The 23,531-nt window shown below is 69.6% G+C and carries 21 protein-coding genes and 1 pseudogene; 16 read left to right on the top strand and 6 right to left on the bottom strand.

The window, feature by feature from the left end; all coding sequences use genetic code 11:
• Positions 1 to 139: 139 nt before the first annotated feature.
• Positions 140 to 2,230: a molybdopterin oxidoreductase family protein gene (locus tag ACTMO_RS0109500; protein ID WP_033401522.1), complete on the bottom strand. Its 2,091-nt coding sequence runs from the start codon at positions 2,228 to 2,230 to the stop codon at positions 140 to 142.
• Positions 2,231 to 2,439: 209 nt separating this feature from the next.
• On the opposite strand from ACTMO_RS0109500, the gene ACTMO_RS0109495 reads away from it, so the two are divergent.
• The 6 genes from ACTMO_RS0109495 (at position 2,440) to ACTMO_RS0109470 (ending at position 8,092) form a co-directional block, all read left to right on the top strand.
• On the top strand, positions 2,440 to 3,267 hold the full coding sequence (locus ACTMO_RS0109495; protein ID WP_033401849.1) for an SIR2 family NAD-dependent protein deacylase: 828 nt from the start codon (positions 2,440 to 2,442) through the stop codon (positions 3,265 to 3,267).
• Positions 3,268 to 3,340: 73 nt separating this feature from the next.
• Entirely contained in the window at positions 3,341 to 3,943 is a 603-nt protein-coding gene (mobA, locus tag ACTMO_RS0109490; RefSeq protein ID WP_019854452.1) for a molybdenum cofactor guanylyltransferase, read from the top strand.
• A 273-nt stretch (positions 3,944 to 4,216) separates the two neighbouring features.
• Positions 4,217 to 5,362 (top strand): AAA family ATPase, encoded by a 1,146-nt coding sequence (locus tag ACTMO_RS0109485; protein ID WP_019854451.1) that lies wholly within the window; start codon positions 4,217 to 4,219, stop codon positions 5,360 to 5,362.
• A 71-nt stretch (positions 5,363 to 5,433) separates the two neighbouring features.
• On the top strand, positions 5,434 to 6,315 hold the full coding sequence (locus tag ACTMO_RS0109480; protein WP_019854450.1) for a DUF58 domain-containing protein: 882 nt from the start codon (positions 5,434 to 5,436) through the stop codon (positions 6,313 to 6,315).
• Positions 6,312 to 7,292, top strand: a complete 981-nt coding sequence (locus ACTMO_RS0109475) for a VWA domain-containing protein (protein ID WP_019854449.1) — start codon at positions 6,312 to 6,314, stop codon at positions 7,290 to 7,292. Before ACTMO_RS0109480 ends, ACTMO_RS0109475 begins: the two co-directional genes overlap by 4 nt.
• Positions 7,293 to 7,372: 80 nt before the next feature.
• A complete protein-coding gene (locus ACTMO_RS0109470; protein ID WP_019854448.1) occupies positions 7,373 to 8,092 on the top strand; it encodes an MgtC/SapB family protein in 720 nt (239 codons plus the stop codon).
• A gap of 35 nt (positions 8,093 to 8,127) precedes the next feature.
• Here ACTMO_RS0109470 and ACTMO_RS0109465 read toward each other — a convergent pair whose 3' ends face one another.
• A complete protein-coding gene (locus ACTMO_RS0109465; protein ID WP_019854447.1) occupies positions 8,128 to 11,031 on the bottom strand; it encodes an FAD-binding and (Fe-S)-binding domain-containing protein in 2,904 nt (967 codons plus the stop codon).
• A 230-nt stretch (positions 11,032 to 11,261) separates the two neighbouring features.
• Here ACTMO_RS0109465 and fabG point away from each other — a divergent pair, with 230 nt between their 5' ends.
• From fabG to ACTMO_RS0109450, 3 genes are all read left to right on the top strand, one after another.
• Entirely contained in the window at positions 11,262 to 11,966 is a 705-nt protein-coding gene (fabG, locus tag ACTMO_RS0109460) for a 3-oxoacyl-ACP reductase FabG (RefSeq protein ID WP_019854446.1), read from the top strand.
• Between the two features lie 49 nt (positions 11,967 to 12,015).
• A complete protein-coding gene (gene fabI / locus ACTMO_RS0109455) occupies positions 12,016 to 12,783 on the top strand; it encodes an enoyl-ACP reductase FabI (protein WP_019854445.1) in 768 nt (255 codons plus the stop codon).
• 65 nt (positions 12,784 to 12,848) lie between these two features.
• Entirely contained in the window at positions 12,849 to 13,889 is a 1,041-nt protein-coding gene (locus ACTMO_RS0109450; RefSeq protein ID WP_019854444.1) for a ferrochelatase, read from the top strand.
• A gap of 54 nt (positions 13,890 to 13,943) precedes the next feature.
• Here the strand turns inward: ACTMO_RS0109450 and ACTMO_RS0109445 are convergent, their stop codons facing one another.
• Positions 13,944 to 14,720, bottom strand: coding sequence for a hypothetical protein (locus ACTMO_RS0109445; protein WP_019854443.1), 777 nt, complete (start codon positions 14,718 to 14,720; stop codon positions 13,944 to 13,946).
• A 442-nt stretch (positions 14,721 to 15,162) separates the two neighbouring features.
• Positions 15,163 to 15,366 carry a cold-shock protein gene (locus tag ACTMO_RS0109435; protein WP_019854441.1) on the bottom strand — a complete coding sequence of 68 codons (204 nt, stop codon included), beginning with the start codon at positions 15,364 to 15,366 and terminating at the stop codon, positions 15,163 to 15,165.
• A 322-nt stretch (positions 15,367 to 15,688) separates the two neighbouring features.
• Between ACTMO_RS0109435 and ACTMO_RS0109430 the strand changes: the two genes are divergently transcribed.
• The 5 genes and pseudogenes from ACTMO_RS0109430 to ACTMO_RS24085 form a co-directional block, all read left to right on the top strand.
• On the top strand, positions 15,689 to 16,129 hold the full coding sequence (locus ACTMO_RS0109430; RefSeq protein ID WP_019854440.1) for an NfeD family protein: 441 nt from the start codon (positions 15,689 to 15,691) through the stop codon (positions 16,127 to 16,129).
• Positions 16,130 to 16,151: 22 nt separating this feature from the next.
• Positions 16,152 to 17,288: an SPFH domain-containing protein gene (locus tag ACTMO_RS0109425; RefSeq protein ID WP_019854439.1), complete on the top strand. Its 1,137-nt coding sequence runs from the start codon at positions 16,152 to 16,154 to the stop codon at positions 17,286 to 17,288.
• A 337-nt stretch (positions 17,289 to 17,625) separates the two neighbouring features.
• Positions 17,626 to 18,591, top strand: coding sequence for a TerC/Alx family metal homeostasis membrane protein (locus ACTMO_RS0109420; RefSeq protein WP_211213058.1), 966 nt, complete (start codon positions 17,626 to 17,628; stop codon positions 18,589 to 18,591).
• Between the two features lie 2 nt (positions 18,592 to 18,593).
• Positions 18,594 to 18,755 carry a hypothetical protein gene (locus ACTMO_RS23280; RefSeq protein WP_019854437.1) on the top strand — a complete coding sequence of 54 codons (162 nt, stop codon included), beginning with the start codon at positions 18,594 to 18,596 and terminating at the stop codon, positions 18,753 to 18,755.
• Positions 18,725 to 19,137, top strand: a pseudogene (locus ACTMO_RS24085) (hypothetical protein); the annotation flags it as partial. The gene ACTMO_RS23280 and the pseudogene ACTMO_RS24085, both read left to right, overlap by 31 nt.
• 159 nt (positions 19,138 to 19,296) lie before the next feature.
• Here the strand turns inward: ACTMO_RS24085 and ACTMO_RS0109410 are convergent.
• Positions 19,297 to 20,043 (bottom strand): GntR family transcriptional regulator, encoded by a 747-nt coding sequence (locus tag ACTMO_RS0109410; RefSeq protein ID WP_019854436.1) that lies wholly within the window; start codon positions 20,041 to 20,043, stop codon positions 19,297 to 19,299.
• Positions 20,044 to 20,102: 59 nt separating this feature from the next.
• On the opposite strand from ACTMO_RS0109410, the gene ACTMO_RS0109405 reads away from it, so the two are divergent.
• Complete coding sequence (locus ACTMO_RS0109405) at positions 20,103 to 21,395, top strand: MFS transporter (RefSeq protein ID WP_245556098.1); 1,293 nt, start codon at positions 20,103 to 20,105, stop codon at positions 21,393 to 21,395.
• A 19-nt stretch (positions 21,396 to 21,414) separates the two neighbouring features.
• On the opposite strand, the gene ACTMO_RS0109400 is transcribed toward ACTMO_RS0109405, so the two are convergent.
• Complete coding sequence (locus tag ACTMO_RS0109400) at positions 21,415 to 22,224, bottom strand: SAM-dependent methyltransferase (protein WP_019854434.1); 810 nt, start codon at positions 22,222 to 22,224, stop codon at positions 21,415 to 21,417.
• 614 nt (positions 22,225 to 22,838) lie between these two features.
• Between ACTMO_RS0109400 and ACTMO_RS0109395 the strand changes: the two genes are divergently transcribed.
• Positions 22,839 to 23,531, top strand: a complete 693-nt coding sequence (locus ACTMO_RS0109395) for a GntR family transcriptional regulator (RefSeq protein ID WP_019854433.1) — start codon at positions 22,839 to 22,841, stop codon at positions 23,529 to 23,531.

Below are 23,531 nucleotides of genomic sequence, written 5' to 3'. Positions count from 1 at the left end.
AGTTCCGTGGTCAACGCCGCCAGCCCCAGCCCGGGGTCGTAGGGGCCCTCCGGCCGTGCGCCCACCACGGTCACCCGCGTGTCCTCGGCCGTGCCCAGCCGTTCGGCGAGCCGGTGTCCGGCCGGTCCGTGTCCGATGATCACGACTCGGCGCATCCGGATGCCTCCTCGGCGGTGATCGAGACGGGACAGACCTTGAACTCGGGGATGCCGCTGCTCGGGTCGGTGTCCGGTCCGGTGAGCAGGTTCGCGCCTTCCCCACCGCCGTAGTGGATCGGCAGGAACACCGTGTCCCGCCGGATCGACTCGTCCAGTTCCGCCCGGGCCCGCACCTCCCCGTACTCCGAACGGATCACGGTTCGCTGGTCCTGGGAGACACCCGCCCGCGCCGCCACGTCCGGATGCAGCCGGACGAACCCCTCGGAAGCGGAGGCGGAGAGCTCGTGCACCCGGCGCGTCTGCACCCCGGTCTGGTACTGCTCCATGATCCTGCCGGTGGTCGCCACCAGCGGGGGCTGCCGTTCGCCGACCCCCGCCGTGGGGGACCAGTCGACCGCGACGAAGCGGGCCCTGCCGTCCGGATGCGCGAAGGAGTCCAGGAACATACGCGGGGTGCCGGGGTGAGGGGACTCGCCGGTGCCGCGTGGACAGGGCCAGTGCAACTGCTCACCGGCGTCGAGCCGCTGGTAGGTGATGCCGGAGTAGTCGGCGGGGCCCCCGGCCGAGGCCCGGGCCAGCTCGTCGAAGACGCTCGGGGCGTGGGTCGGGAAACGTGCCGGGTCCTGGCCGAGTCGTACGGCCAGTCCGTGCAGCACCTCCAGATCCGACCTGGCCTCTCCCGGAGGGGGCAGCACCTCGCGTCGTCGAAGCACCCTGCCCTCCAGGTTGGTCATGGTGCCCTCCTCCTCGGCCCACTGGGTGGTGGGCAGCACCACGTCGGCCCGCTGCGCTGTTTCCGAGGGGAGGAAGTCGGCGACCACCAGCAGATCGAGCCGGGACAGGCACTCGTGGACGCGCACCGAGTGCGGGGCCGAGAGCACGGGGTTGGAGCCGAACACCAGCAGCGCCCGTATCCCGTCCTCCCACGCGGCTGACTCCAACAGGCGGGTTGCGTCGAGACCGGGCCCGGGCAGTTCCTCCGGGGCGATTCCCCATACCTTGGCCACCTCGGCGCGGGCGTGCGGGTCGGTGATGGAGCGGTAGCCCGGAAGCTGGTCGGCTTTCTGCCCGTGTTCCCGGCCGCCCTGGCCGTTGCCCTGCCCGGTCAGGCATCCGTACCCGTTGCCCGGTGTGCCGGGCAGTCCCAACGCCAGCGCCAGGTTGACGAAACCGGACACGGTTTCCGAACCGTTCTCGTGTTGTTCGGCTCCCCGTCCGGTGAGCACGTATCCCCGACGCGCGCCGGCCAGCATGCGCACGGCCTCCCGCTGGTCGGCCGCGGCGACCCCGGTCACCCGTTCCACCTGTTCGGGCCACCACGCCCTGGCCCGTGCCCAGGCCCGCTCGAAACCGACGGTGCGCCGGGCGACGTAGTCCGTGTCGCACCATCCCTCGGTCACCGCCACGTGCAGCAGTCCCAGCGCCAGCGCCAGGTCCGTTCCCGGACGGGGTCGCAGGTGCAGCGTGGCCCGTGCGGCCGTGGCGCTCTCCCTCGGGTCGATCACCACGAGGTCCGCGTTGCCCAGGTGCCGCATCAGTGGGGGCATTGTTTCGGCTGGGTTGGCTCCGGCCAGTAGAATCACTTCGGCTTGGGCCAGGTCGGTGACCGGAAACGGTAGTCCCCGGTCCAGTCCGAAGGCGGCCTTGCCCGCCGTGGCGGCGGCGGCCATGCAGAAGCGGCCGTTGTAGTCGATCTGTCGTGTTCCCAGAGCCAGCCGGGCGAACTTGCCGAGCAGATAGGCTTTCTCGTTGGTCAGGCCTCCTCCGCCGAACACGCCGACGGCGTCCGGTCCGTGGGCGGCCATGATGCGCCGCAGTTCCTTCCCGACCCGGTCCAGGGCGCTGTCCCAGTCGGATCGGGCCAACACACCCCGCGTGTTGCGTACCCACGGTTGTCGCAGCCGGTCACCGGCCCGCAGCACCTCCGGCGCCGTCCACCCCTTGCGACACAGACCCCCGCGGTTCACGGGAAAGTCACGCGGCCGCACCGAGACCGTTCCCGCCCGTTCGGTGAGCACCGTTCCGCACTGCAAAGCGCAGTACGGGCAGTGACTCGGCACTTCGTGCTCCACTGGCCACCTCCCGCGTTCGGAGCCGCCCCGGTACGGAGACTTCCGCCCGTCCGGGGCAGTGGTGACAATCTGGGGCGGAGGTGTTTCCCCGGAACGTCCCGTCACGTTGCCGGGACGAAAAACGTTGTTACGTGGAACTCACGGGGAACGGGCGGGCTGTGCGCCGGGGCTGCGGCGCCGGTGTCCAGCGGGCATGCGACGGTGGGCACGTGACCGAACAGGTTGAGCACAGCGCCGAGCAGTGGCGACGGGCACGCGAGCTGGTGGCCTCCGCACGGCGGATCACCGCGTTGACGGGAGCGGGGGTCTCCACCGGCTCCGGAATTCCCGACTACCGGGGACCGAACGGGCTCTGGACCCGGGACCCGCGGGCGCAGCGTCTCAGCGACATCGACAGCTACGTCGCCGACCCCGAGGTGCGCAGGCAGGCCTGGAGAAGCAGGGCGGAGCATCCCGCCTGGGAGGCGGTCCCCGGGCCCGCCCACCGTGCCTTCGTCGACCTCGCCGAGTCGGGAAGGCTGCGTGCGGTGCTGACCCAGAACATCGACGAACTGCACCAGCGGGCCGGGTTGGACCCCGCCGTGGTGCTGGAGCTGCACGGGTCGATGTTCGGCACGGTGTGCCTGTCGTGTTCGGCGCGGGGGAGCATGCGGGTCGCCCTGGAGCGGGTGGCCGCGGGGGAGGAGGACCCGCCCTGCACGGAGTGCGGGGGGATCCTCAAGTCGGCCACCGTCTCCTTCGGTCAGTCCCTGGATCCCGAGGTGGTCCGGCGGGGCCAGCGGGCGGCGATGGACTGTGAGTTGTTCCTGGCCGCCGGAACCTCGCTGAGCGTGCACCCGGCGGCCGGATTCGCCGAACTGGCGGTGCGGGCCGGGGCCGAGCTGGTGATCTGCAACGCGGAACCGACCCCCTACGACGACCGGGCCTCCGCCGTGCTGCGGGGAGACCTCGACGAGCTGCTGCCCGAGTTGCTGTCCACTCCGCCCGCGGAGAATCCGCGTCCGTTGCGGACCTGGGCGGACCCGAGCACGTGGTGAGCGCTCCAGCGACGGGGTGCGGGCGTGCTCTCCCTCCGCGTCCTTCCGCCTGCGGAGCGCGTAGCGTACGGGTATGGAAGCCTCACGGGAGGGTTTCGCCGGCATCGTGCTCGCCGGGGGGCGGGCCACCAGACTCGGGGGCAGGGACAAACCGGGGCTGGTCCTGTGCGGGCGGTCGTTGCTGGACCGCACGCTCGACGCCGTGGCCGGAGCCGATCCGGTGGTCGTGGTCGGTCCGTCCCGACCGGTGTCCCGAGAAGTCCGTTGGGCTCGCGAACACCCCGTCGGCGCGGGCCCGGTCGCCGCGTTGGCAGCGGGGCTGGAGGCGCTGACGGAGCGGGTGGAGCTGGTCGCGGTGCTGGCCGCGGATCACCCGTGGTTGACGGACCGTACCCTGTCCAGGCTGAGGCGGTGTCTGTGTGCGGAGGCGGGCGCCGCCGGTGCGGTGCTGGTCGACGACGACGGAGCACGGCAGTGGCTGGTGGGGGTCTGGCGTGCCCGCGCGTTGCGCGCGGCCGTCCCCGGCTGTCCCGAGGGACACGCGTTGCGGAGGGTGCTGTCCCCGCTGTCTCCGGTGCCCGTGCCCGCTCGGTGGGCCGAGGTGGCCGACGTCGACACCCCGGAGGATCTGGCTCGGGCGAACGTGTGGGCGTGGCGTTCTTCGTCCGGTACGTGAACCGGCTTCCCGGTCGTTCCGGGGCGTGAGCGGGGCGGAAGTGCGGAACGGCATCGACACTGTCGTGACTTCGCTATACTAAAAGTACTGTTATTTCAGTATTGAATGAAATAAACTCCGAACACGTCACTCCCGGAAAACACGACGACGAACAGATAAGCTGCCCCGGAGCAGGACCAGTACACCCACGTGCCACTATCGGCGCGAAGGATGATCACCCTGTGGGGGGATCCGCGCGCGGCAGGGGTTCGGATATTCGGTTGGAGGTTGCCAGTGACCGAGCCGGGGCAGGGCGGTAGTGACAGTGACACGGCAGAGGTCGGATCGGCCCACTCGGCGGATCAGGTCAACACGCCCGCCAGGGACGCGCAGCTCCTCGAACGCACGGTTTTCGAGGTCAAGCGCGTGATCGTGGGACAGGACCGGCTCGTGGAACGCATCCTCGTGGGGCTGCTGGCCGGAGGGCACATCCTGCTGGAGGGCATCCCCGGTGTGGCGAAGACCCTGGCGGTCGAGACCTTCTCCACCGTCGTGGGAGGGAGTTTCTCCCGGCTGCAGTTCACTCCCGACCTGGTTCCCGCCGACCTGCTGGGAACCAGGATCTACCGTCAGGGCAGTGAACGGTTCGACGTGGAACTGGGGCCGGTGATGGCCAACTTCGTCCTCGCCGACGAGATCAACCGAGCTCCCGCCAAGGTGCAGTCCGCCCTGCTCGAGGTCATGGCCGAGCAGCACGTTTCCCTGGGCGGCACGAGCTACCCCACTCCCCGGCCCTTCCAGGTGCTGGCCACCCAGAACCCGATCGAGAACGAGGGGGTCTACCCGCTGCCGGAAGCGCAGCGTGACCGCTTCCTGTTCAAACTCCTGGTCGAGTACCCCACCGCCGAGGAGGAACGCGAGATCGTCTACCGCATGGGAGTGCGGCCCCCCGCTCCCCAACCGGTGCTCAGTCCCGACGAGCTGGTCCGACTCCAGCGTGTGGCCTCGAACGTGTTCGTCCACCACGCGCTCGTCGACTACGTCGTGCGTCTGGTGGTGGCCACCAGAACCCCCAACGACCACAACCTCTCCGACATCGCCGGGTGGGTCTCCTACGGAGCCTCTCCCCGGGCCACCCTCGGCGTCGTGGGGGCCGCGCGGGCGCTGGCCCTGCTGCGCGGTCGGGACTATGTACTCCCCCAGGACGTGGTCGACGTGGTCCCGGACGTGTTCCGCCACCGGATCGTGCTGTCCTACGACGCCGTGGCCGACGGCGTGCCCGTCGACCACGTGGTCACCCGGGTGCTGCAGACGGTGCCCCTTCCGCAGGTCTCGGCCCGGCCACAGGCCCCGGGGACGCAGTACGCCGCCGTGCAGCAACCGGGCAACCCGGCGGTGGGAACCGCGCACCACGGTCAGCCGCCCGGCAACAACCAGTGAGGAGCCGATACGTCGTGTCGACCGCCGGCGAACGCCCACACTGGGCCCCACCGGCCCTGGAACAGGGGAGGATGCACGCGGCGCTGCGCTCTCTGGAACTCACGGTGCGCGGCAGACTGGACGGACTGTTGCAGGGCAATCACCTCGGTCTCGTCCCCGGCCCCGGCACCGATCCGGGTGAGGCCAGGCCGTACCAGCCCGGCGACGACGTCCGTCGCATGGACTGGGCCGTCACCGCGCGCACCACCGAGCCCCACATCAGGGAGACGATCGCCGATCGCGAGTTGGAGACCTGGGTGGCCCTGGACCTCTCCGCGAGCCTGGACTTCGGCACGGCGGCGTGCACCAAGCGCGAGCTGGCCGTCGCCGGGCTGGCGGCCGTGGGACACCTGACGGCCGGTGGGGGCAACCGACTCGGAGCCGTGATCTCCGACGGGCGGGAGACCACCAGACTCCCCGCCCGAGGTGGGGGTGACTACGTACGGGCCGTGCTGCGACGCGCCGCACGGACCCCGCACCCTCCCGAAGGGACGGAAGGCAAGCTGGCCTCCCTGGTGGAGGCACTGCGCAGACCCCCGCGTCGGAGGGGGTTGGCGGTGGTGGTGTCCGACTTCCTCGGTGAGATCGACTGGCAGCGTCCCCTGCGGGGGCTGGCTGCCGGGCACTCGGTGCTCGCCGTGGAGATCGTGGATCCCCGTGACGTGGAACTTCCCGAGGTGGGCACCGTGCTGTTGAGTGACCCGGAGACCGGCAAGCAACGTGAGGTGACCACCACGCCGGTGCTGCGTCGCGAGTTCGCCGCCGCCGCCTCGGCCCACCGCGAACGGGTGGCCGCCGAACTGCGGCGGGTCGGTGCCGCGCACCTGGTGCTGCGTACCGACTCCGACTGGGTCGCCGACATCGTGCGCTTCGTCGTCGCGCGCAAGCGGGGCTGGTCCGGAGGTGGAGCATGAGCGTGACCGGCTTCACCGCGCCGTGGTGGTTCCTGCTGCTGATCGTGGTGGCCGCCCTCGGGGGCGGGTACCTGTGGGCGCAACGCCGAAACAGGCACGAGACGATGCGCTTCAGCAACCTGGCGTTGCTCGAACGGGTGGCCCCCAAGCGGCAGGGGTGGCCCAAGCACGTTCCGATGGCGCTGCTGGGGGTGGCGCTGGTGCTGCTCACCGTGGGACTGGCCGGTCCCACGGCCGAACAGCGCATTCCCCGGAACCGGGCAACGGTGCTGTTGACGATGGACGTCTCGCTGTCGATGAAGGCGCGGGACGTCTCGCCGAGCAGGCTGCGCGCGGCCAAACAGGCGGCCAAGGAGTTCGCGGACAAGCTGCCCGACGGCATCAACCTGGGGCTGGTCTCCTTCGCCGGCACGGCCACGGTGATGGTCATGCCCACCACGGACCGGGCCAGCGTCAAGCAGGCCATCGACAGTCTCCAGCTTTCCGAGGCCACCGCCACCGGAGACGGCATCAAGGCGGCCCTGTCGGCGATCGACTCCTTCGGAAGGATGATCGGAGGTGCCCAGGGGCCACCTCCCGCGCGGATCGTGCTGATGGCCGACGGGGGGCAGACGATCCCCCGGGAACTGGACGCCCCGAGGGGGGCCTACACCCAGGCCGAAGCGGCGAAGAAAGCCGGGGTTCCCATCTCGACGATCTCCTTCGGCACCGAACACGGAAGTATCGAGATCCAGGGGCAACGCCAACGGGTCGAGGTCGACGACGCGGCCATGCGGCGGATCGCGGACCTGTCCGGGGGAGACTTCTACAAGGCCGCCAGCGCCGAACAGCTGCGACAGGTCTACGACACCCTGCAGGAGCAGATCGGCTACGAGATCGAGCGGGACGACGCGAGCAGACCGTGGTTCGTGCTCGGAACCCTGGTGACGATCCTCGCCGCGGGCACGGCGTTGCTGCTGGGACGGCGACTGCCCTGAGGCGAGCCGATGCCTCACGACGCCGTGGGGGCGAGGCCGTTCGTTCCGCGAGCACGGACCGTTCGCGGTAGCGTCGGTGGATGACCTCCTCGATCACCGGTCTCGGCGAGCTGCCGCTGCTCGTCGAACTGGGGACGGCGTTGCTGCTGTCCAGCCTGATCGGTCTGGAGCGCGAGGTCAGGGCCAAAAGCGCGGGACTGCGCACCCACACGCTGGTCGGCGTGGGAGCGGCCTTGTTCATGCTCGTGTCGAAGTACGGTTTTCTCGACACGCTGAGCTGGCCCCACGTGCAGCTCGGTCCGTCCAGGGTGGCCGCCCAGATCGTGTCGGGAATCGGGTTCATCGGCGGCGGACTGATCTTCGTGCGCCGGGACGCGGTGCGGGGGCTGACCACCGCGGCGACCGTGTGGGTGGTCGCCGCCGTGGGCATGGCCTGCGGAAGCGGGCTGCTGCTGTTGGCGGCGGCCACCACCCTGGCGCACTTCCTGGTGGTGGTGGGCTACCAGCACCTGGTCACCCGACTGCGTCGGGCGATGCGGGAACCGCGGCTCGTGCGGGTCGGATACCTGGACGGGTACGGTGTGCTGCGGAACGCGCTGACCCTGTGCACCAGCATGGGATGGGCCGTGTTGGACCTGCGGGTGGAGCGGGAGGACAGCGACGACACCAGCCAACGCACCGCCGTGGTGGCGTTGCGGCTGCGTGGCAAGCGCGACGTGACGATGTTGACCGACGAGTTGTCCGTACTGCCCGGAGTGTTGCACGTCGCTGCGGGAGAACCGGCGGAGAACGGCTTCTGAGCGAGCCTTCCGGGCACGACGGTCGAGCATCACGGTCACCGCGTCTTCCGACCGGAACCTCCCACCCCCAGGGCGTCGGCGAGCACACTGGCCAGGTGAACAGGTCGTGCGGCCACGTCGGAGTGCCGCAGTTGCGTGCGGCAGCTGAATCCGTCGGCGACGACCCTGGAGCCGTCGGGAGCTGAGCGGACCGCGGGCAACAGGGCGTGCTCGGCGCAGGCCATGGACACCTCGTAGTGACCGCGTTCGAAACCGAAGTCGCCGGCCAGCCCGCAGCATCCCGCGTCGAGCACGTGGGCACGCAGTCCCGCCGCCTCCAGCAGTTCCCGGTCGGCGGTGAAACCGAGCTCGGCGTACTGGTGGCAGTGCACCTGAACCAGAGCCTCCTCCGAGGGACCCGCCTGCCGCGGGGAGTGCTCCCAGCGGGGGGAGAGGTGTTCGGCGAACGTGCGGGTCGCCGTTGCCAGGGCACGGACGTGGGGGTCGTGGGGGACCAGTTCCAGCGCGTCCCCACGCAGGAAGGCGGTGCAGCTGGGCTCCAGACCGAGCAGCGGGGTGTCGTCCCGCACCAGGGGGGCGAGATGTCGGGCGGTGCGGCGCAGCACCCTTCGGGCGGTTCCGAGCTGGCCGGTGGAGTACCAGGTCAGTCCGCAACACACCGTCGAGTCGGGAAGCAGCACACGCTGCCCCAGCGTTTCCAGTACCGCGATCGCGTCCAGACCGATGTGCGGTTCGAACTGGTTGGTGAAGGTGTCCGGGAACAGCACGACCCGTTCGGCGGCCGTGTCGGGCGCGGGTGGGTTCGGGCGGGCTTCGAGCAGGCTGTGTCGGGCCAGCGTGGGCAGCTCGCGTTCGGGGGCGATCCCACCGAGACGTTTCAGCAGCGGGGCGGCCCGGCCCCGGGCCAGCCCGTTGAACAATCCCGGCACGGGACGGGCCAGCGCCAACCACAGAGGGAGGAACCCCATCGAGTAGTGGGCGGCCGGGCGCGGGCGGCGACGATAGTGCCGGTACAGGAACTCGGCCTTGTAGGCGGCCATGTCCACGCCCACCGGGCAGTCGGTCTTGCAGCCCTTGCAGGACAGGCACAGATCCAGCGCCTGCCGCGTCTGCTCGGAACGCCAACCTCCGCCCACGGTCCGTCCGGCCAGCATCTCGAACAGCAGGTGCGCCCGTCCCCGGGTGGAGTGCTTCTCCTCGCCGGTGGCCCGGTAGCTCGGACACATCACTCCGCCGGAGGCGTTGAGGCACTTGCCCACCCCGACGCACCGGCGGGTGGCCGAGGCGAGGTCGCCGTCGTCGGCGGACAGGGCCAGCTCGGTGGCGCTCGGCACACGCGGCGGGGCGACCAGCACCCGCAGGTCCCGGTCCAGCGGCCGGGGTGAGGTGATCACGCCGGGGTTGTGCAGCCCCTCCGGGTCGAAGGTGTTCTTGAACTTCTCGAAGGCTTGCAGGATCCGCGCCGGGTACATGCGGGGCAACAGCTCCGAACGGGCCTGGCCGTCCCCGTGTTCCCCGGAGAGGGAACCACCGTGGGCGGCCACGAGGTCGGCGGCGGCTTCGAGGAAGGCGCGGTAGTCGGCGGCACCCGAGCGCGAACCGAGATCGAAGTCGATGCGCACGTGGATACAGCCTTCTCCGTAGTGTCCGTAGCTGGCCCCCCGGTAGCCGAACTCACCCAGCAGCGCGTCGAACTCGCGCAGATAGGCCCCGAGGTTCTCCGGGGGAACCGCGGCGTCCTCCCAGCCGGACCAGCGCTGGGAACCGTCGGTCATGCGTGTCGAGTAGCCGGATCCCTCCTCCCGGATCCGCCACAGCGCGGCCGTCTCGTGGGGATCGGTGCGGACGACGCACTCGGCCCGGTCGGAGAACTCCTCGGCCAGCGTCCGGGCCCGTCGCAGGGCGGTCCCGGCGTCGTCCCCGCCGGTCTCGACCAGCAGCCAGCTGCGTCCCCGGGGAAGCAGCGGCAGCGCGGGCGAGGCCGGGTTGCGTTCCCGGACGACCTCGACCAGTTCGGCGGTCAGTCCCTCCACGGCCAGCACGGGATGGTCCCGGATGCGGGGAACCAGGTCGGCGGCGGCGTAGCCGTCGGTGAATCCGAGCACCACCATCGCCCGGCAGGCGGGGGAGGGCACCAGTTCCACCGTGGCCGACAGCACCGTGGCACAGCTTCCCTCGGAGCCGACCAGGGCCCGGGCGAGGTCTGATCCGTGTTCGGGCAGCAGCTGGTCGAGGTTGTAGCCGGAGACGCGACGCCGCGGACCGGGAAAGACCTCCCGGATGTCGGGGCCGTACTCGGTGACCAGCTCGTGCAGCCCCCGGTAGAGGCGCCCGGTCCGGTCCCCCCGACAACGCAGCGCGTCCCACCGTGCCTGCTCTGTCGGTCCCAGCGTCAACCGGGTGCCGTCGGAGAGCAGCACGTCCAGCTCGCGCACGTTGTCGACCGTTTTGCCCCAGGTCACCGAGTGCGTTCCGCACGAGTTGTTGCCGATCATCCCTCCGAGGGTGCACCGGCTGTGGGTGGAGGGGTCCGGACCGAAGGTCAGCCCGTGCGGCTCGGCCGCGTTCCGCACCGTGTCCAGCACGACCCCCGGCTGGACACGTGCCAGCCGCCGGTGCGGATCCAGCCACTCGATGTGGTTCATGTGGCGGGAGAAGTCCAGCACCAGCCCTTCGCCCATGGCGTTGCCGGCCACGCTCGTTCCCGCCCCCCGGGAGGTGACCGGCAGACCGTACTGCCGGGCGACGTCGAGGGTGGCCGCCACGTCGTTCTCGTCGCGGGGGAAGACCACTCCCTGGGGCACCCGCCGGTAGTTCGAGGCGTCGGTGGCATACAGTGCGCGTGTTCCCGGGTCGAACCGGGCCTGGCCGGTGAGGGAGTCGCGCAGTGGCTCGGCGAACTCGGGTTTCCACGCGGCGGTTCTGGCCGTCGTGCTCATCGCGAGGCTCCAAGATCCGGGCGGGTGTGGTCCTGTTCGGTCGGTCCGAGGGCGGTGCCGCTTCCGGACGCCGGCCCTCGCTCGTGGGTCGGCGGCACGGCTCGCCCGCGAGCGGGGCGGGATCGGAGCCGATGTCGGAGGACACCCCCGGGGTCGATAATCTCGCGCCGGATGCGGCGGAGATCGCCGGGTGCCAGAGGAGAGGAAACGTTTCCGTAGGGAGTGTGAGAGTGGCACGGTCCGTACTGGTCACCGGAGGGAACCGGGGCATCGGGTTGGCCATCGCGAAGGCGTTCTTGGCCGCGGGGGACAGGGTGGCGGTCACCCACCGCGGCTCGGGTGCCCCGGAAGGAATGCTGGGGGTGCGGTGTGACGTGACCGACCAGGAGCAGGTGGCGTCTGCTTTCGACGAGGTCGAGGCCGCTCACGGCAGGGTCGAAGTGCTGGTGGCCAATGCGGGCATCACCGACGACGGGTTGCTGTTGCGCATGGGGGAGGATCAGTTCCGGCGGGTGGTCGACGCCAATCTCGGCGGGGCCTACCGGGTCGCGAAACGCGCCGCGAGCAGCATGTTGCGCAACCGCAGGGGACGGATGGTGTTCATCTCCTCCGCCGTGGCGCTCTCCGGAGGGCCGGGGCAGGCCAACTACGCGGCCAGCAAGGCCGGACTGATCGGGTTCGCCCGTTCGCTGGCCCGGGAACTCGGATCGCGCGCCATCACGGCCAATGTGGTCACTCCCGGATTCGTGACCACCGACATGACCGAGGAACTCCCGGAGGACCGCAAGAACGAGATCCTCGCCCAGGTTCCGCTGGCCCGGTTCGCCGAGCCCGAGGAGGTCGCCGGGGCGGTGCGCTGGTTGGCCTCGGACGAGGCGGCCTATGTCACCGGAGCCGTCGTGCCGGTCGACGGAGGCCTGGGAATGGGGCACTGACCGGTCCCTTCCGATCGATGTCGTCGTAGCTACCACGTGGAGGATGCAAGTGAGCGGGCTGCTTGAGGGTAAACGAATTCTGGTCACCGGTGTGATCACCGACTCCTCGATCGCGTTCCACACGGCCAGAGTGGCCCAGGAACAGGGCGCCGAGGTGGTGCTGACCGGATACGGACGGATCAAACTGGTCGAACGGATAGCGGGTCGACTGCCGCGCACGGCGCCGGTGATCGAGCTCGACGTCACCAACGAACAGCATCTGGCCGGGCTGGCCGGCGCGGTGTCCGAACACGTCGACGGGCTCGACGGAGTGGTGCACTCGATCGGGTACGCCCCCGAGTCCTGCCTCGGCTCCGAGTTCATGCGGGCACCCTGGGAGGACGTCTCCCAGGCGTTGCAGATCTCGGCCTACTCCCTGAACTCGCTGACCCGGGCGTGCCTGCCCCTGTTGGGTGAGGGCGCTTCGGTGGTGGGAATGGACTTCGACGCCCGGGTGGCCTGGCCGGCCTATGACTGGATGGGAGTGGCCAAGGCGGCCCTGGAGTCCACCGCCCGCTACCTGGCTCGGGAACTCGGCCCCAGCGGCATCCGGGTCAACCTGGTCAGCGCCGGTCCGGTGCGCACCATGGCCGCCAAGTCGATCCCCGGTTTCGGTGAGTTGGAGGACACCTGGGGACAGCGTGCTCCGCTGGGCTGGAACGTCGAGGATCCGGAACCGGTGGGGCGCACGGTCTGCGGTGTGTTGTCCGACTGGCTGCCCAAGACCACCGGCTCCATGATCATGGCCGACGGAGGGTTCCACGCCCTCGGGGCGTGAGCCCGGCTGATCCGAGCTCGCCCCCGGGTGCGCGCGAGCGCCGAGCCCGGGGGCATCATGGTCGTGTGAACGGCTCGGACGACGTGGATGCGCTGCTGTACCTGTCCTTCGGAGGACCGGAGGGACCCGAGGAGGTACGGCCCTTTCTGGAGAATGTGACACGCGGCAGGAACGTGCCGCCGGAACGACTCGACGAGGTCGCCGAGCACTACCATCACTTCGGCGGGGTTTCGCCGATCAACCGGCTCAACAGGGAGATCATGGCTTCCCTGGAGCGCGAACTCGCCGGACGAGAATGGGACCTGCCGGTGTACTTCGGCAACCGCAACTGGCATCCCCTGGTCGAGGACACGGTCGAACGGATGGCCGCTGACGGGGTGCGTCGGGCGCTGGTGTTCGCCACCTCGGCGTGGGGTGGTTATTCGGGCTGCCGCCAGTACCACGAGGACATCGCCCGTGCCCGGGCTGCCGTCGGGCAGGACCGTGCTCCCGACCTGGTCAAACTGCGCCAGTTCTACGATCATCCACTGTTCGTGGCCGCCAACGCCGACGCGGTGACCAACGCCTACGCCGAGTTCGACGAGGCCACCCGGGCCGGGGCGCGGCTGGTGTTCACGGCCCACTCCGTTCCGTTGAGCGCCGAGGAGCGCCCCGGTGCGGACGGTCGTTCCTCCTGGTACTCGCGCCAGGTGCACGCCTCGGCCCGCTTGGTGGCCGAGGCGGTGGGGGTCGCGGACTACGACGTGGTCTGGCAGTCCCGTTCTGGGCCGCCGAGCGTGCCGTGGTTGGAGCCCGACATCTGTGACCACCTCGAACGCCTGCACACCGAGAAGGTGCCGGCGGTGGTCGTCAGTCCGGTGGGGTTCGTCTCCGACCACTTGGAGGTGGTCTGGGACCTGGACAACGAGGCGGCGGAGAAGGCACGGGAACTGGGGATGGGGTATGTCCGGGCGAGCACTGCCGGAACCGATCCCCGCTATGTGCGCATGATCGGTGACTTGGTGGCCGAACACGTCGAGGGAGACCAGGCCCGCAAACTGTCCCCGCTGGTCCAGGCCGGATGTGCCACCAACGGGACCCTGTGCGTGGCCCAGGGCTGCTGCTGAGGCCCCCGCCGCCCGGACGCGGTCCGACGACCGGCCCGGGCGGCGGGGTCGGTGTCAGTGCGGTTTGTCCGTGCTGCGCGTCAGCGTTCGGACCATCTCACCCACGGCAGCGCGGCGGGCCGTACGTACCGCCGAGAACAGCGGACGCAGCGCCTGTCCGCGTGCCCGGTCCGCGGAGGCCGAGACCGCTCCGCCCGGGGCGTCCTCGGTGGCCACCCGCAGGATCGCTTCCACCTCGGTGGCCCGCTGCAACACGCGAAGACAACGCTGCGGCACCCCCTTCGGCCACGAAGGCTGGGTACGGGAGGCGACGTTCGCGGCGATCTCCGTGCGTACCCCCGGGCGACTACGGGAGACGTCCAGTTCGGTGAGGGTGCTGGCGGCTTCACGCATCGCCGAGGACATCCCGTGTTCGGCCTCTCCCACGGGGGTGTGCTCCCGGGTCGGGGGCTCGTTCACCTCGTGCACGGTCCACCGCAGGATCCCCTCGGCCACCCGCTCGGGAACCACGGCCAGCCCGGCGGTGGGGAAGACGGCGGCCTCACCGCGGAGCATCGCGTTCTTCGAGAACTCCGTGGATCCGTCGAGTCCGCGGGCGTCCCCGGCGACCGGGAGAACGAGTTCTCCGGCGTCTCCGTCGGCCCTGCGGATCGAGGCGAGCAGCAGCGCCAGGCCCGCCCCCGAGTCCCGGGGGCCGGGCAGTTCCCGTCTCAGGGCGGTTTCCTCGTCAGCGGCGTGAATCTGGTTCACTTCAGACCAGGTCTGGACCGCGTCGATCACGTCATCGGAGGCGGCCGCACCGTGCAGCCACGCTGAGGTCCACACGACCATCGTTGCGCTCGGACATGGCACGTCGGCCGAGGATACGGAACGCGAGGTCCACGGACCAGCAGGGGGAGGGGATCACCGGTCCCGGACGGGATCGGGATCGAAGGGGGAACGCAGCCGACGCATGGTGGTTTCGCTGTGGTCGGCGCGTGGACGGGGTGGTTGTTCGGCACCGGCGTGGGTGTGAGCCGGTTCGAGGAACTGGACCGGGCCGACCGTGCTCGGGTCGCGCCGATCGGGGTCGATGGGACCGCGGTGTCGCGGACGCTGCCGCGACGGTGTCGAAGTGCTGATAGTGCTCCTTGTCGGTCCGCGCCGCCCACTGTCGCGGGGTTGTTCGAGGCGCGGACGCTGCACGAGAGGGGGGCGGGGCCTGGTGAGGTCCCCGCCGGAGGCGGTGGTGGCCGCCCCGGTGGACGGCCACCACCGGTTCACGAGAGTGAACTCAGACCGCGCGGACGACGTCGGCCTGCAGGCCCTTGGTGCCCTGGCTGGCCTCGTAGGTGACCTGCTGGTCCTCGTCCAGGCTGCGGAAGCCCGGGGCGTCGATGGCCGAGTAGTGCACGAACACGTCCGGGCCACCCTCGTCCGGAGCGATGAAGCCGAAGCCCTTTTCCGCGTTGAACCACTTCACGGTTCCCTGTGCCATGTCTGTCTCCTTCGGGAGCTTGGGGTATGACGGGTGGCCGGAATCCGCACGGACACCCGGGCCGCGAGATCTCAGACGGCTACTACTCCAGCTACAACCAAAGACAGAAGCTCGCCCGCATCAACATCCTGCGAGCGTGCACGAACACGAACCCAGAAATACGACGGCCAAGGGGCACTCTACACCGCTTTGCCGAACGGGTCCAGCGGGGGAGGGGGCGAGTCGTAGCTACACCGCCACGTGTGCCCCGTGCGGAGGGATTTCTCCGGTTGTTTTCGCCGCGCAGGTCACAGTGACGACACCAGTCTGTCACCATGAGTGCATGGCCGCGTTGGTGTGGTTGGTCGCCGGTGTGGTGTTGGTGGCGGCCGAGGTGACCTCCGGCGAGCTGGTGCTGTTGATGCTCGGCCTCGCCGCGTTGGGCACCGCCGGGGCCGCGGCGCTGGGCGCGCCGCTGTGGCTGGACGCGGTGATTTTCGCCGCCTTGTCCGGAGGGCTGGTTTTTCTCGCGCGTCCGATGGTCAAACGCCGCCTGATACGCGAGACCACCGAGGGGGTCGAACCACGGACGAACGTGGACGCCCTGGTCGGCAAACGGGCGCGGGTGGAGGCCACGGTCGACGCCCACGACGGGCGGGTGAACATCGACGGCGACGTGTGGTCGGCACGGTCCTTCGACGAGACGCAGGTACTGGAAGTCGGACGCACGGTGATGGTCATGGAGATCTCCGGGGCCGTCGCCGTGGTGTGGGCCGAGCCCTGAGGAGGCGGATGTGGCACCTGTCGTGTGGATAGTCCTGCTCGTGGTCGTGGTGTTGGTGGTGGTACTGCTGTCCAAGACCGTCCTGGTCGTGCCCCAGGCCACCAGTGCCGTGATCGAACGGCTGGGACGGTTCCGTACCGTGGCGCTGCCCGGGCTGAACATGCTCGTTCCCTTCCTCGACCGGGTGCGGGCGAAGATCGACCTGCGTGAACAGGTGGTCTCGTTCCCGCCGCAGTCGGTGATCACCCAGGACAACCTGACCGTGTCCATCGACACCGTGGTGTACTTCCAGGTCACCGAGGCTCGTTCGGCGGTCTACGAGATCTCCAACTACATCGACGGTGTGGAGCAGTTGACCACCACGACCCTGCGTAACGTGGTCGGCGGGATGAGCCTGGAGGAGACGCTCACCTCGCGGGACCAGATCAACGGCCAGTTGCGGGGAGTGTTGGACAGCGAAACCGGGCGCTGGGGGATCCGGGTGGCCCGGGTGGAGCTGAAGGCCATCGACCCACCCCCCTCGGTCCAGGACTCGATGGAGAAACAGATGCGGGCCGACCGGGAGAAACGCGCCATGATCCTCAACGCGGAGGGGGAGCGCGAGTCGGCCATCAAGACCGCCGAGGGGCAGAAGCAGTCCCAGATCCTGGCCGCAGAGGGGGCCAAACAGGCGGCGATCCTCAGTGCCGAGGGGGAGCGCCAGTCCAGCATCCTGCGTTCTCAGGGAGAGCGGGCCAGCAAGTACCTGCGGGCCCAGGGCGAGGCCAAGGCGATCGAGAAGAGGTTCGCGGCGGTCAGACGGTCCAAACCGACCCCGGAGATGCTGGCCTACCAGTACCTGCAGACCCTGCCGGAGATGGCACAGGGTGACGCCAACAAGGTGTGGGTGGTGCCCAGCGAGTTCAGCAGGTCGCTGGAGGGGTTCGCCCGGATGCTCGCCACTCCCGGCGAGGACGGGGTCTTCCGCTACGAGCCTCCCCAGGAGGAACCGCCGCTCACTCCTCCCGAGGAGGACGACTCATCGGTGGCCTCCTGGTTCGACATGTCCTCCAACCCGGAGGTCGCCGAGGCCGTGCGTGCGGCCGAGGCGGTGGCGCGTAAGGAGGTGCCCACCGACATCAGCACCACACCACGGGCCTCCTCCGAAGGGCAGGAGTAGTTCGTTCGTCCCGGGAACGGTTCACGGGCGCGGGGCGCAAGCACGACAGCTTGCGCCCCGCGCTTTCGTGTCGGCCGGGGAGGAACTTTCTGTATTTTCGTATCCGTAGTTTCAGTCAAAAACGAAACAAATCACCAGACAGGTGCGCCAGAAACGAAAAACACCTACAATCAGCCAACGAGAGGGGAGTACTTCACCACGTCGGACCGGTCAGTACGGACATCCGGGATGTCCCCGGCTGGCGGCCCCGCCCGGGGCGAAGGAGACCTCGAAACGGTGTTCCGGAGGTCTTGGCGTGGTCAGTGGTGTGTCCGTGCTCGCCGCCGAGGTGCAGTCGATGGGATCCCCCTGGTTGTGGGGGATCAGCATCGTCGTGCTGCTCGGGCTGTTGACCGTGGACTTCGCCGTCACGCACCGCCCGCACGAGGTGTCCCTGCGCGAGGCGGTCGGCTGGTCGGTGTTCTACCTCGCGCTGCCGCTGGTGTTCGGGCTCGGACTGTGGTGGTGGATCGGCACGACGCAGGCGGTGGAGTTCTTCACCGGTTTCGTGGTGGAGAAGTCCCTGTCGGTGGACAACCTGTTCGTGTTCATGTTGCTGCTGACGGCGTTCGCGGTTCCGAGTGCGTTGGCGCAGCGGGTGTTGCTGTACGGCATCGTCGGGGCCCTGGTGCTGCGGGGAGTCTTCATCGCGATGGGGGCGGCTCTGTTGCAGGCGGGGGCCTGGGCGTTTCTGGTTTTCGGGGGGATCCTGTTCGTCACCGCGGTCAAGATCCTGCGGGAGGCCCTGGCCGGGGAGTCCGTGGAACGGGACGTCTCCCAGTTGCGTTCCGTCCGGTTGCTGCGCAGGCTCATGCCGGTCACCGACGAGTACCACGGGGCCAGGCTGACGGTCCGCCAGGCGGGCAGGAGGGCGTTGACCCCCTTGAGCGTGGTGGTGGTCGCGGTCTTCGCCACCGACGTGGTCTTCGCCGTCGACTCGGTGCCGGCCGTCTACGGTGTCACCGAGGATCCTTACCTGGTGTTCGTGACCAACGCGTTCGCGCTGCTGGGGCTGCGGGCGTTGTATTTCGTTCTGCGTTCCGCCCTGGGTAGACTGGTGTATCTCAACCACGGGCTGGCGCTCATCCTGGCCTTCATCGGTGTGAAGCTCATGCTGCACTGGGCCCACGGGCTCTGGCCGGCGGTTCCCGAGATCCCGACGTTGGCCTCGTTGGCGGTGATCGTGGTGATTCTCGGAGTGGTCACGGTGACCAGCCTGCGTTCCGGGCGTCGTGCCGTGGAGGAGGCTGCTGGCAGGAGCTGACCATGATCATCGAGGTGCTCGTCGAGGTCGGTCTCACCGTTTTCCTGCTGTTGGCGTTGTTGGTCAGTTGCGCGGTGCTGGCCGCGGCGCGTCCGCTGCGGCCCTCACGCGGGAGTGGCGTCCGCAGGGGCGGTGGTCGTCCGTTGTTCCCGGGACGGGGCTGAAAAAGACCGTTCACGCGGACCGTACGGTGGGGCCCTCCGGGTTGCTGCGGGTGCTGGAAGCCAACGGGGCCTTGTTGGTGGCGATGGCGCGCACGACACTGTCACACGTTCGTGCCTCCCATCCCTTCGGCGTTTCCCGGCCCCGAGGGCTTCGCCGCCATGGAAATCGTGGAGACCCTGGTGCACACGTACGACACGGCACAGGGGCTCGGCCTTGGTGTGGCCCCGCAGATCTGTGCGAGCGAGTGCTCGACCGGCTGTTCCCGGATGCTCCGGCCTCCAGAGAGCCCCGGCAGACCCTGTTGTGGGCCACCGGACGCGCGGATCTTCCCGGTCACCCTCGGCGGGACACTGGCGTGGGGACGACACACCCCGGACGTGAGCTCGGATGTCTCCGCGGAAGCGCGACGGGCGAGTTCTGTGGGGCCGAGAGCACCCCCGGCCGCAGCCCCGGTCTGTCTCGCCCGGCACCGATGACCAGGGGGTGGGTCTTTGTGCGCTCGTACTTGCCTCTACCGGTGCCGGACGCGGACGGAAGTCGTCATTCTCCGTCGGGCCCGTCGTCGGTCGGGTGTGCTCCGGTGGGGAAGTCGTCGTTCAGGCCGATGGCTCGCATGGTGTGGGCGAGGTGTTCGCGCAGGCACCGTTTGGCCTCGGCGGCGTCCCCGTCGCGCAGGGCGGTGGCCAGCCGGACGTGTTGCTCGGTGACCGTGCTTCGTCGCGGTGACTCGTGGGTGCGGGCGGTGGCGGTGACACGGAGTTGCCGTTCCCGTAGCGCGCTGTAGAGGTCGGTGACCACGGGGCTTTCGGCGGCGGCGACGATGCGGGCGTGGAAGGCGCGGTCGGCCTCGTGCATCTCGGCGTCGGAGAGGTCACTGGGGTCGCAGGCGGGGTGGGTGAGCAGCTCGTTCCCGAGGGAGGTGGGGGGCGGCCCGGTCGTGGCGGTGATCTTGTCGATGGCGAAGCTTTCCAGGGCCAGGCGTGCTTCCAGCAGTGAGCGTGTCTCGGCGGGGGTGATCGGGACGACGAGGGCTCCGCGTTTGGGGTACAGGCGCAGGAACCCTTCGGCCTGCAGGTGCAGGAAGGCCTCGCGAACCGGGGTGCGGGACATCCGCAGGTGCTGGGCGATCTCTCCTTCGGAGAGCAGGTGCCCGTCGGGGTAGCTGCCGTCCAGCAGGCCGGCTTTGACGTGTCGGTAGGCGCGGTCGGCGGCGGGCTGGCTGTCGTCGGGGTGTGGTGTCCCCGCCGTGTTCGTGGACACCGACTCCGAGGGTGTTGTGTTCGACACGGTGCCATCCTACTTCCACCCAACTTGTATTTAAGATGCATACAAGTTGGGAGGTGGGTGTGTACACCACGACGGATCCGTCCGCTTCTGCCGCCGCCGTTGCCGCCACGACACCGCAGGGCACCCCACGACGCGCGTGGACGGTGTGGGCGGTGGCCGCGGCGTGTTACTTCGTGGCCCTGTTCCACCGCGCCAGCCTCGCTGTGGCCGCCGACGCCGCTTCCGAACGGTTCTCCATCGGACCCGCGGCGCTGTCGGTGGCCTCGGCGCTGCAACTGGGGATCTATCTGGCGCTGCAGATCCCGGCCGGGGTGCTGGCCGACCGGGTCGGCCCCCGCCGCATGATCACCGCCGCGACGCTGGCCCTGGCGGCGGGATCGGCCGTTTTCGCGGTCAGCGGCTCGCTGGTGGGCGGCTTCGCCGGCAGGGCGTTGATCGGCTTCGGGGACGCCTTCCTGTTCACGAACGTGCTGCGACTGGCCGCCCACTGGTTTCCCGGCGACGGATTCGGCAGGGTGGCCGCGTTGACCGGCCTGGTCGGCGGGTTCGGGCAGTTGGCCGCCACCGCCCCGTTGGAGATCTCGCTGCGCTCCCTCGGCTGGCTGAGCACCTTCCTCGCCGCCGGGGCGCTGACCGCCGTGCTGGGGCTGTCGGCCTGGGCGATCGTCCGTGACCACCCGCCGGGGCAGGGCACGGGGACGCGCCCGCGCGCCGGCGGCGAAAGCGCGCTCGGATCGTTGCGGGCGGTGCTGTCCCGCCGAGGAACCCGGCACGCCTTCTGGGTGCACTTCGTGATGATGGGGCAGTTCGTGGCCGTCACCGTGCTCTGGGGGCCGCCGTGGTTGATCGAGGCGCAGGGCTACGGCACGGCCGCCGCTGGCGGATGGGTGCTGTGGTGTGTGGGTGGGTTCCTGCTCGGTGCGCTGCTGTGCGGGCAGTTCGTCGCCGGCCGGCGGCGACGTCGGGAACGTGTCACCGCGGCGCTGTCGATGCTGCTCGTGCTGGTCTGGGCGGTGGTGGTCGGCTGGCCCGGCGTGCTTCCTCCCGCGCTGTTGGCGGTGTTGCTGCTGGTCGTCGGGGTGGCAGGTGGGTCGGCGATGCTGGCTTTCGACGGGGTGCGCGCGGCCAACGAGGAGCACCGTTCCGGACTGGCCGTGGGCACGGCCAACATGGGTGGGTTCACCGCCGCGGTGCTGATCCAGCTCGCGGTGGGTGGTGTGCTGCGACTCACCGTCGATCTCGCGGCCGGCCCGTCCTACCGGCTGGCCTATCTTCCGGTGCTGGCCCTGGTCGTGCTCGGCACCGCGGCACAGCTACGGCGGTCGCGGCGGTGTGTGCCGGTGGCTCGGTGACCGTCCGTCGGTGCGGGGCTCACGGAACCCGTCCCACTCCCACGTAGCCGTAGCGGCAGCTGCGCTGGTAGTCGTCCAGGGCCTGCTGGGCCGGGCTCCAGTCCGGGTAGTGCACGATTCCCGGCTCCACGAGTTCGGTGCCGGCGAACCATCCGGCCACCTCCTCGTAGCTGCGCAGCACGAGCTGCTCGTCGGCGTGTTCGTAGGAGGCCACGACCTGGTCGATCTCGGCCTGCAGGTCGGCGGGCAGGTTGTCGTCGCTGGCCTGGGACAGGGCCAGGTAGCTGCCGGAGGTGAGGCGGGAGCGGTAGGTGGCCACCAGGTCGCCGGGTTTGTCCTGCGGGCCGATGAACAGCAGCACCCCGACGATCAACAGCCCCACCGGGCGGGAGAAGTCCAGCAGTTCGAGGGTTTCCGGATGGTTCAGTACCGCCTCGGGATCACGCAGGTCCTCCTTGAGGATGGTGACGTTGGGGTTGTCGGCCAACTCGGCCCGCGAGGTGTTGTAGGCGATGGTTTCGTAGTCCACGTACACGACACGGGAGTGGGGGTTGTGCTGGGCGGCGATCTCGTGGACGTTGCCGACCGTGGGAATGCCCGATCCCAGGTCGAGGAACTGGTCGATGCCCTGGGAAGCCATGTAGCGCACCGCGCAGCGCAGGAACGAGCGGTTCAGCTGTGCGCCCAGTGACCAGCGTGGCGCCCGTTGCCTGATCCGTTCGGCCAGTTCCCGGTCCGCGGCCGTGTTGTGGCTTCCGCCGAGGAAGACGTCGTAGAGCCGTGCCGAGTTCGGACGGTCCACGTTCGGTTCCGGCGTCCCGTTTTCCATGCTTGCCTCGTGTTCGGCGTACTCGGGTGTGCTCCTTGCCGGAGACACTCTACGTATGTGGATCGTCACTGAACAGTAGTAATTCCGTGCCGCTGGAGACCTGGAGGGGCACCGCCGCACGGAGGGTCCTCGGGGCGGGTCCGGTGTCGCCGGGTGAGACGAATTTCCTTCGTCGTTCAGGGGGCTCGCCCGGAAGGGGTAGCATTGTCAACAATCGGCGTTTCGGGTTGCCAGGCTCGGATGCCGTTGCGCCTGCCCGTTCGGGACCGTCTGTGCGAAGGGAGTTTCGGTGGCGCGTACCGCGTTTCCGGCAGCGCCGGACGTGGTTCGTGCTCTCACCCGCTCGGAACGCGCAACGAACGTTCGTCTCCGAAACGTGACTGTGCCGGGACCGTCGCGGGCGTGGACGTCACAGGGTGAGCAGTTCGGCTCGGTGTGTCTTCGACGTTGTGGGTCCCGGCTACGGGTGCGGCGCGGTGTGACTACCGGATCCGGGTGGGCGACACGGGTGTGGCCCACCGGGTTTCCCGTGGGTTCCGACACTGTCGGCGCGTCGCGGCCGCCCCGCCCCCGCGGCCAGGGGTGGGGATCTCGAAGTGACGAGAGGGTGCGAGATGTTGGGAGTCGACGAACAGAACCAGGCCGGGGAACTGGAACCGGTCCAACGGAAATCCACGGCGGCGATCGTCGCCGACCAACTGCGTTCGGCGATCATGCACGGTTCGCTGGCCCCGGGAAGCCAGCTCGGTGAGGCCGACCTCGCCGCCCAGTTGGGGGTCAGCCGTGGACCTCTGCGGGAAGCGATGCAGCGGCTGGTCCAGGAAGGGCTGTTGCAGAGCGAACCCCACCGGGGGCTGTTCGTGACCACGATGGAACCCGAGGACGTGCACGACGTCTACGTGGCCCGGCTGGCTGTGGAACGCAGCGCCTGCGAACAGATCGTGCGCTACCACCGGGTGGACGCGGTGGCGGAGCTGACCGCCGCCCACGCCAAGATGGTCGCCGCGGTGGCCAAGGACGACAAGGAGCAGCTCACCGAGGCCGACCAGGAGTTCCACGAGACGCTGGTGGCGGCCTCCCGCAGCCCGCGGCTGCAACGGATGGCACAGACGTTGCTGGTGGAGAAACGTATGTGCCTGGGCTCGCTCGTGCAGACCTACCCCGCGGACACGCAGGCGTTGGTCGACGAGCACAAGGGCCTGGTGGACGCGATCGAGGCCGGGGACGAGCAGCTGGTGCTGAGCCGGCTGGAGGCGCACATGAACGACGCGCTGCAACGGTTGACCGCCTCGTTCGACGAGGAGTAG

It is taken from the genome of Actinopolyspora mortivallis DSM 44261 (assembly GCF_000384035.1).
In the GTDB taxonomy this organism is placed as follows: domain Bacteria; phylum Actinomycetota; class Actinomycetes; order Mycobacteriales; family Pseudonocardiaceae; genus Actinopolyspora; species Actinopolyspora mortivallis.
Note: the sequence above shows the minus strand (reverse complement) of the source record. Positions and strands in the feature narration are given on the sequence as shown.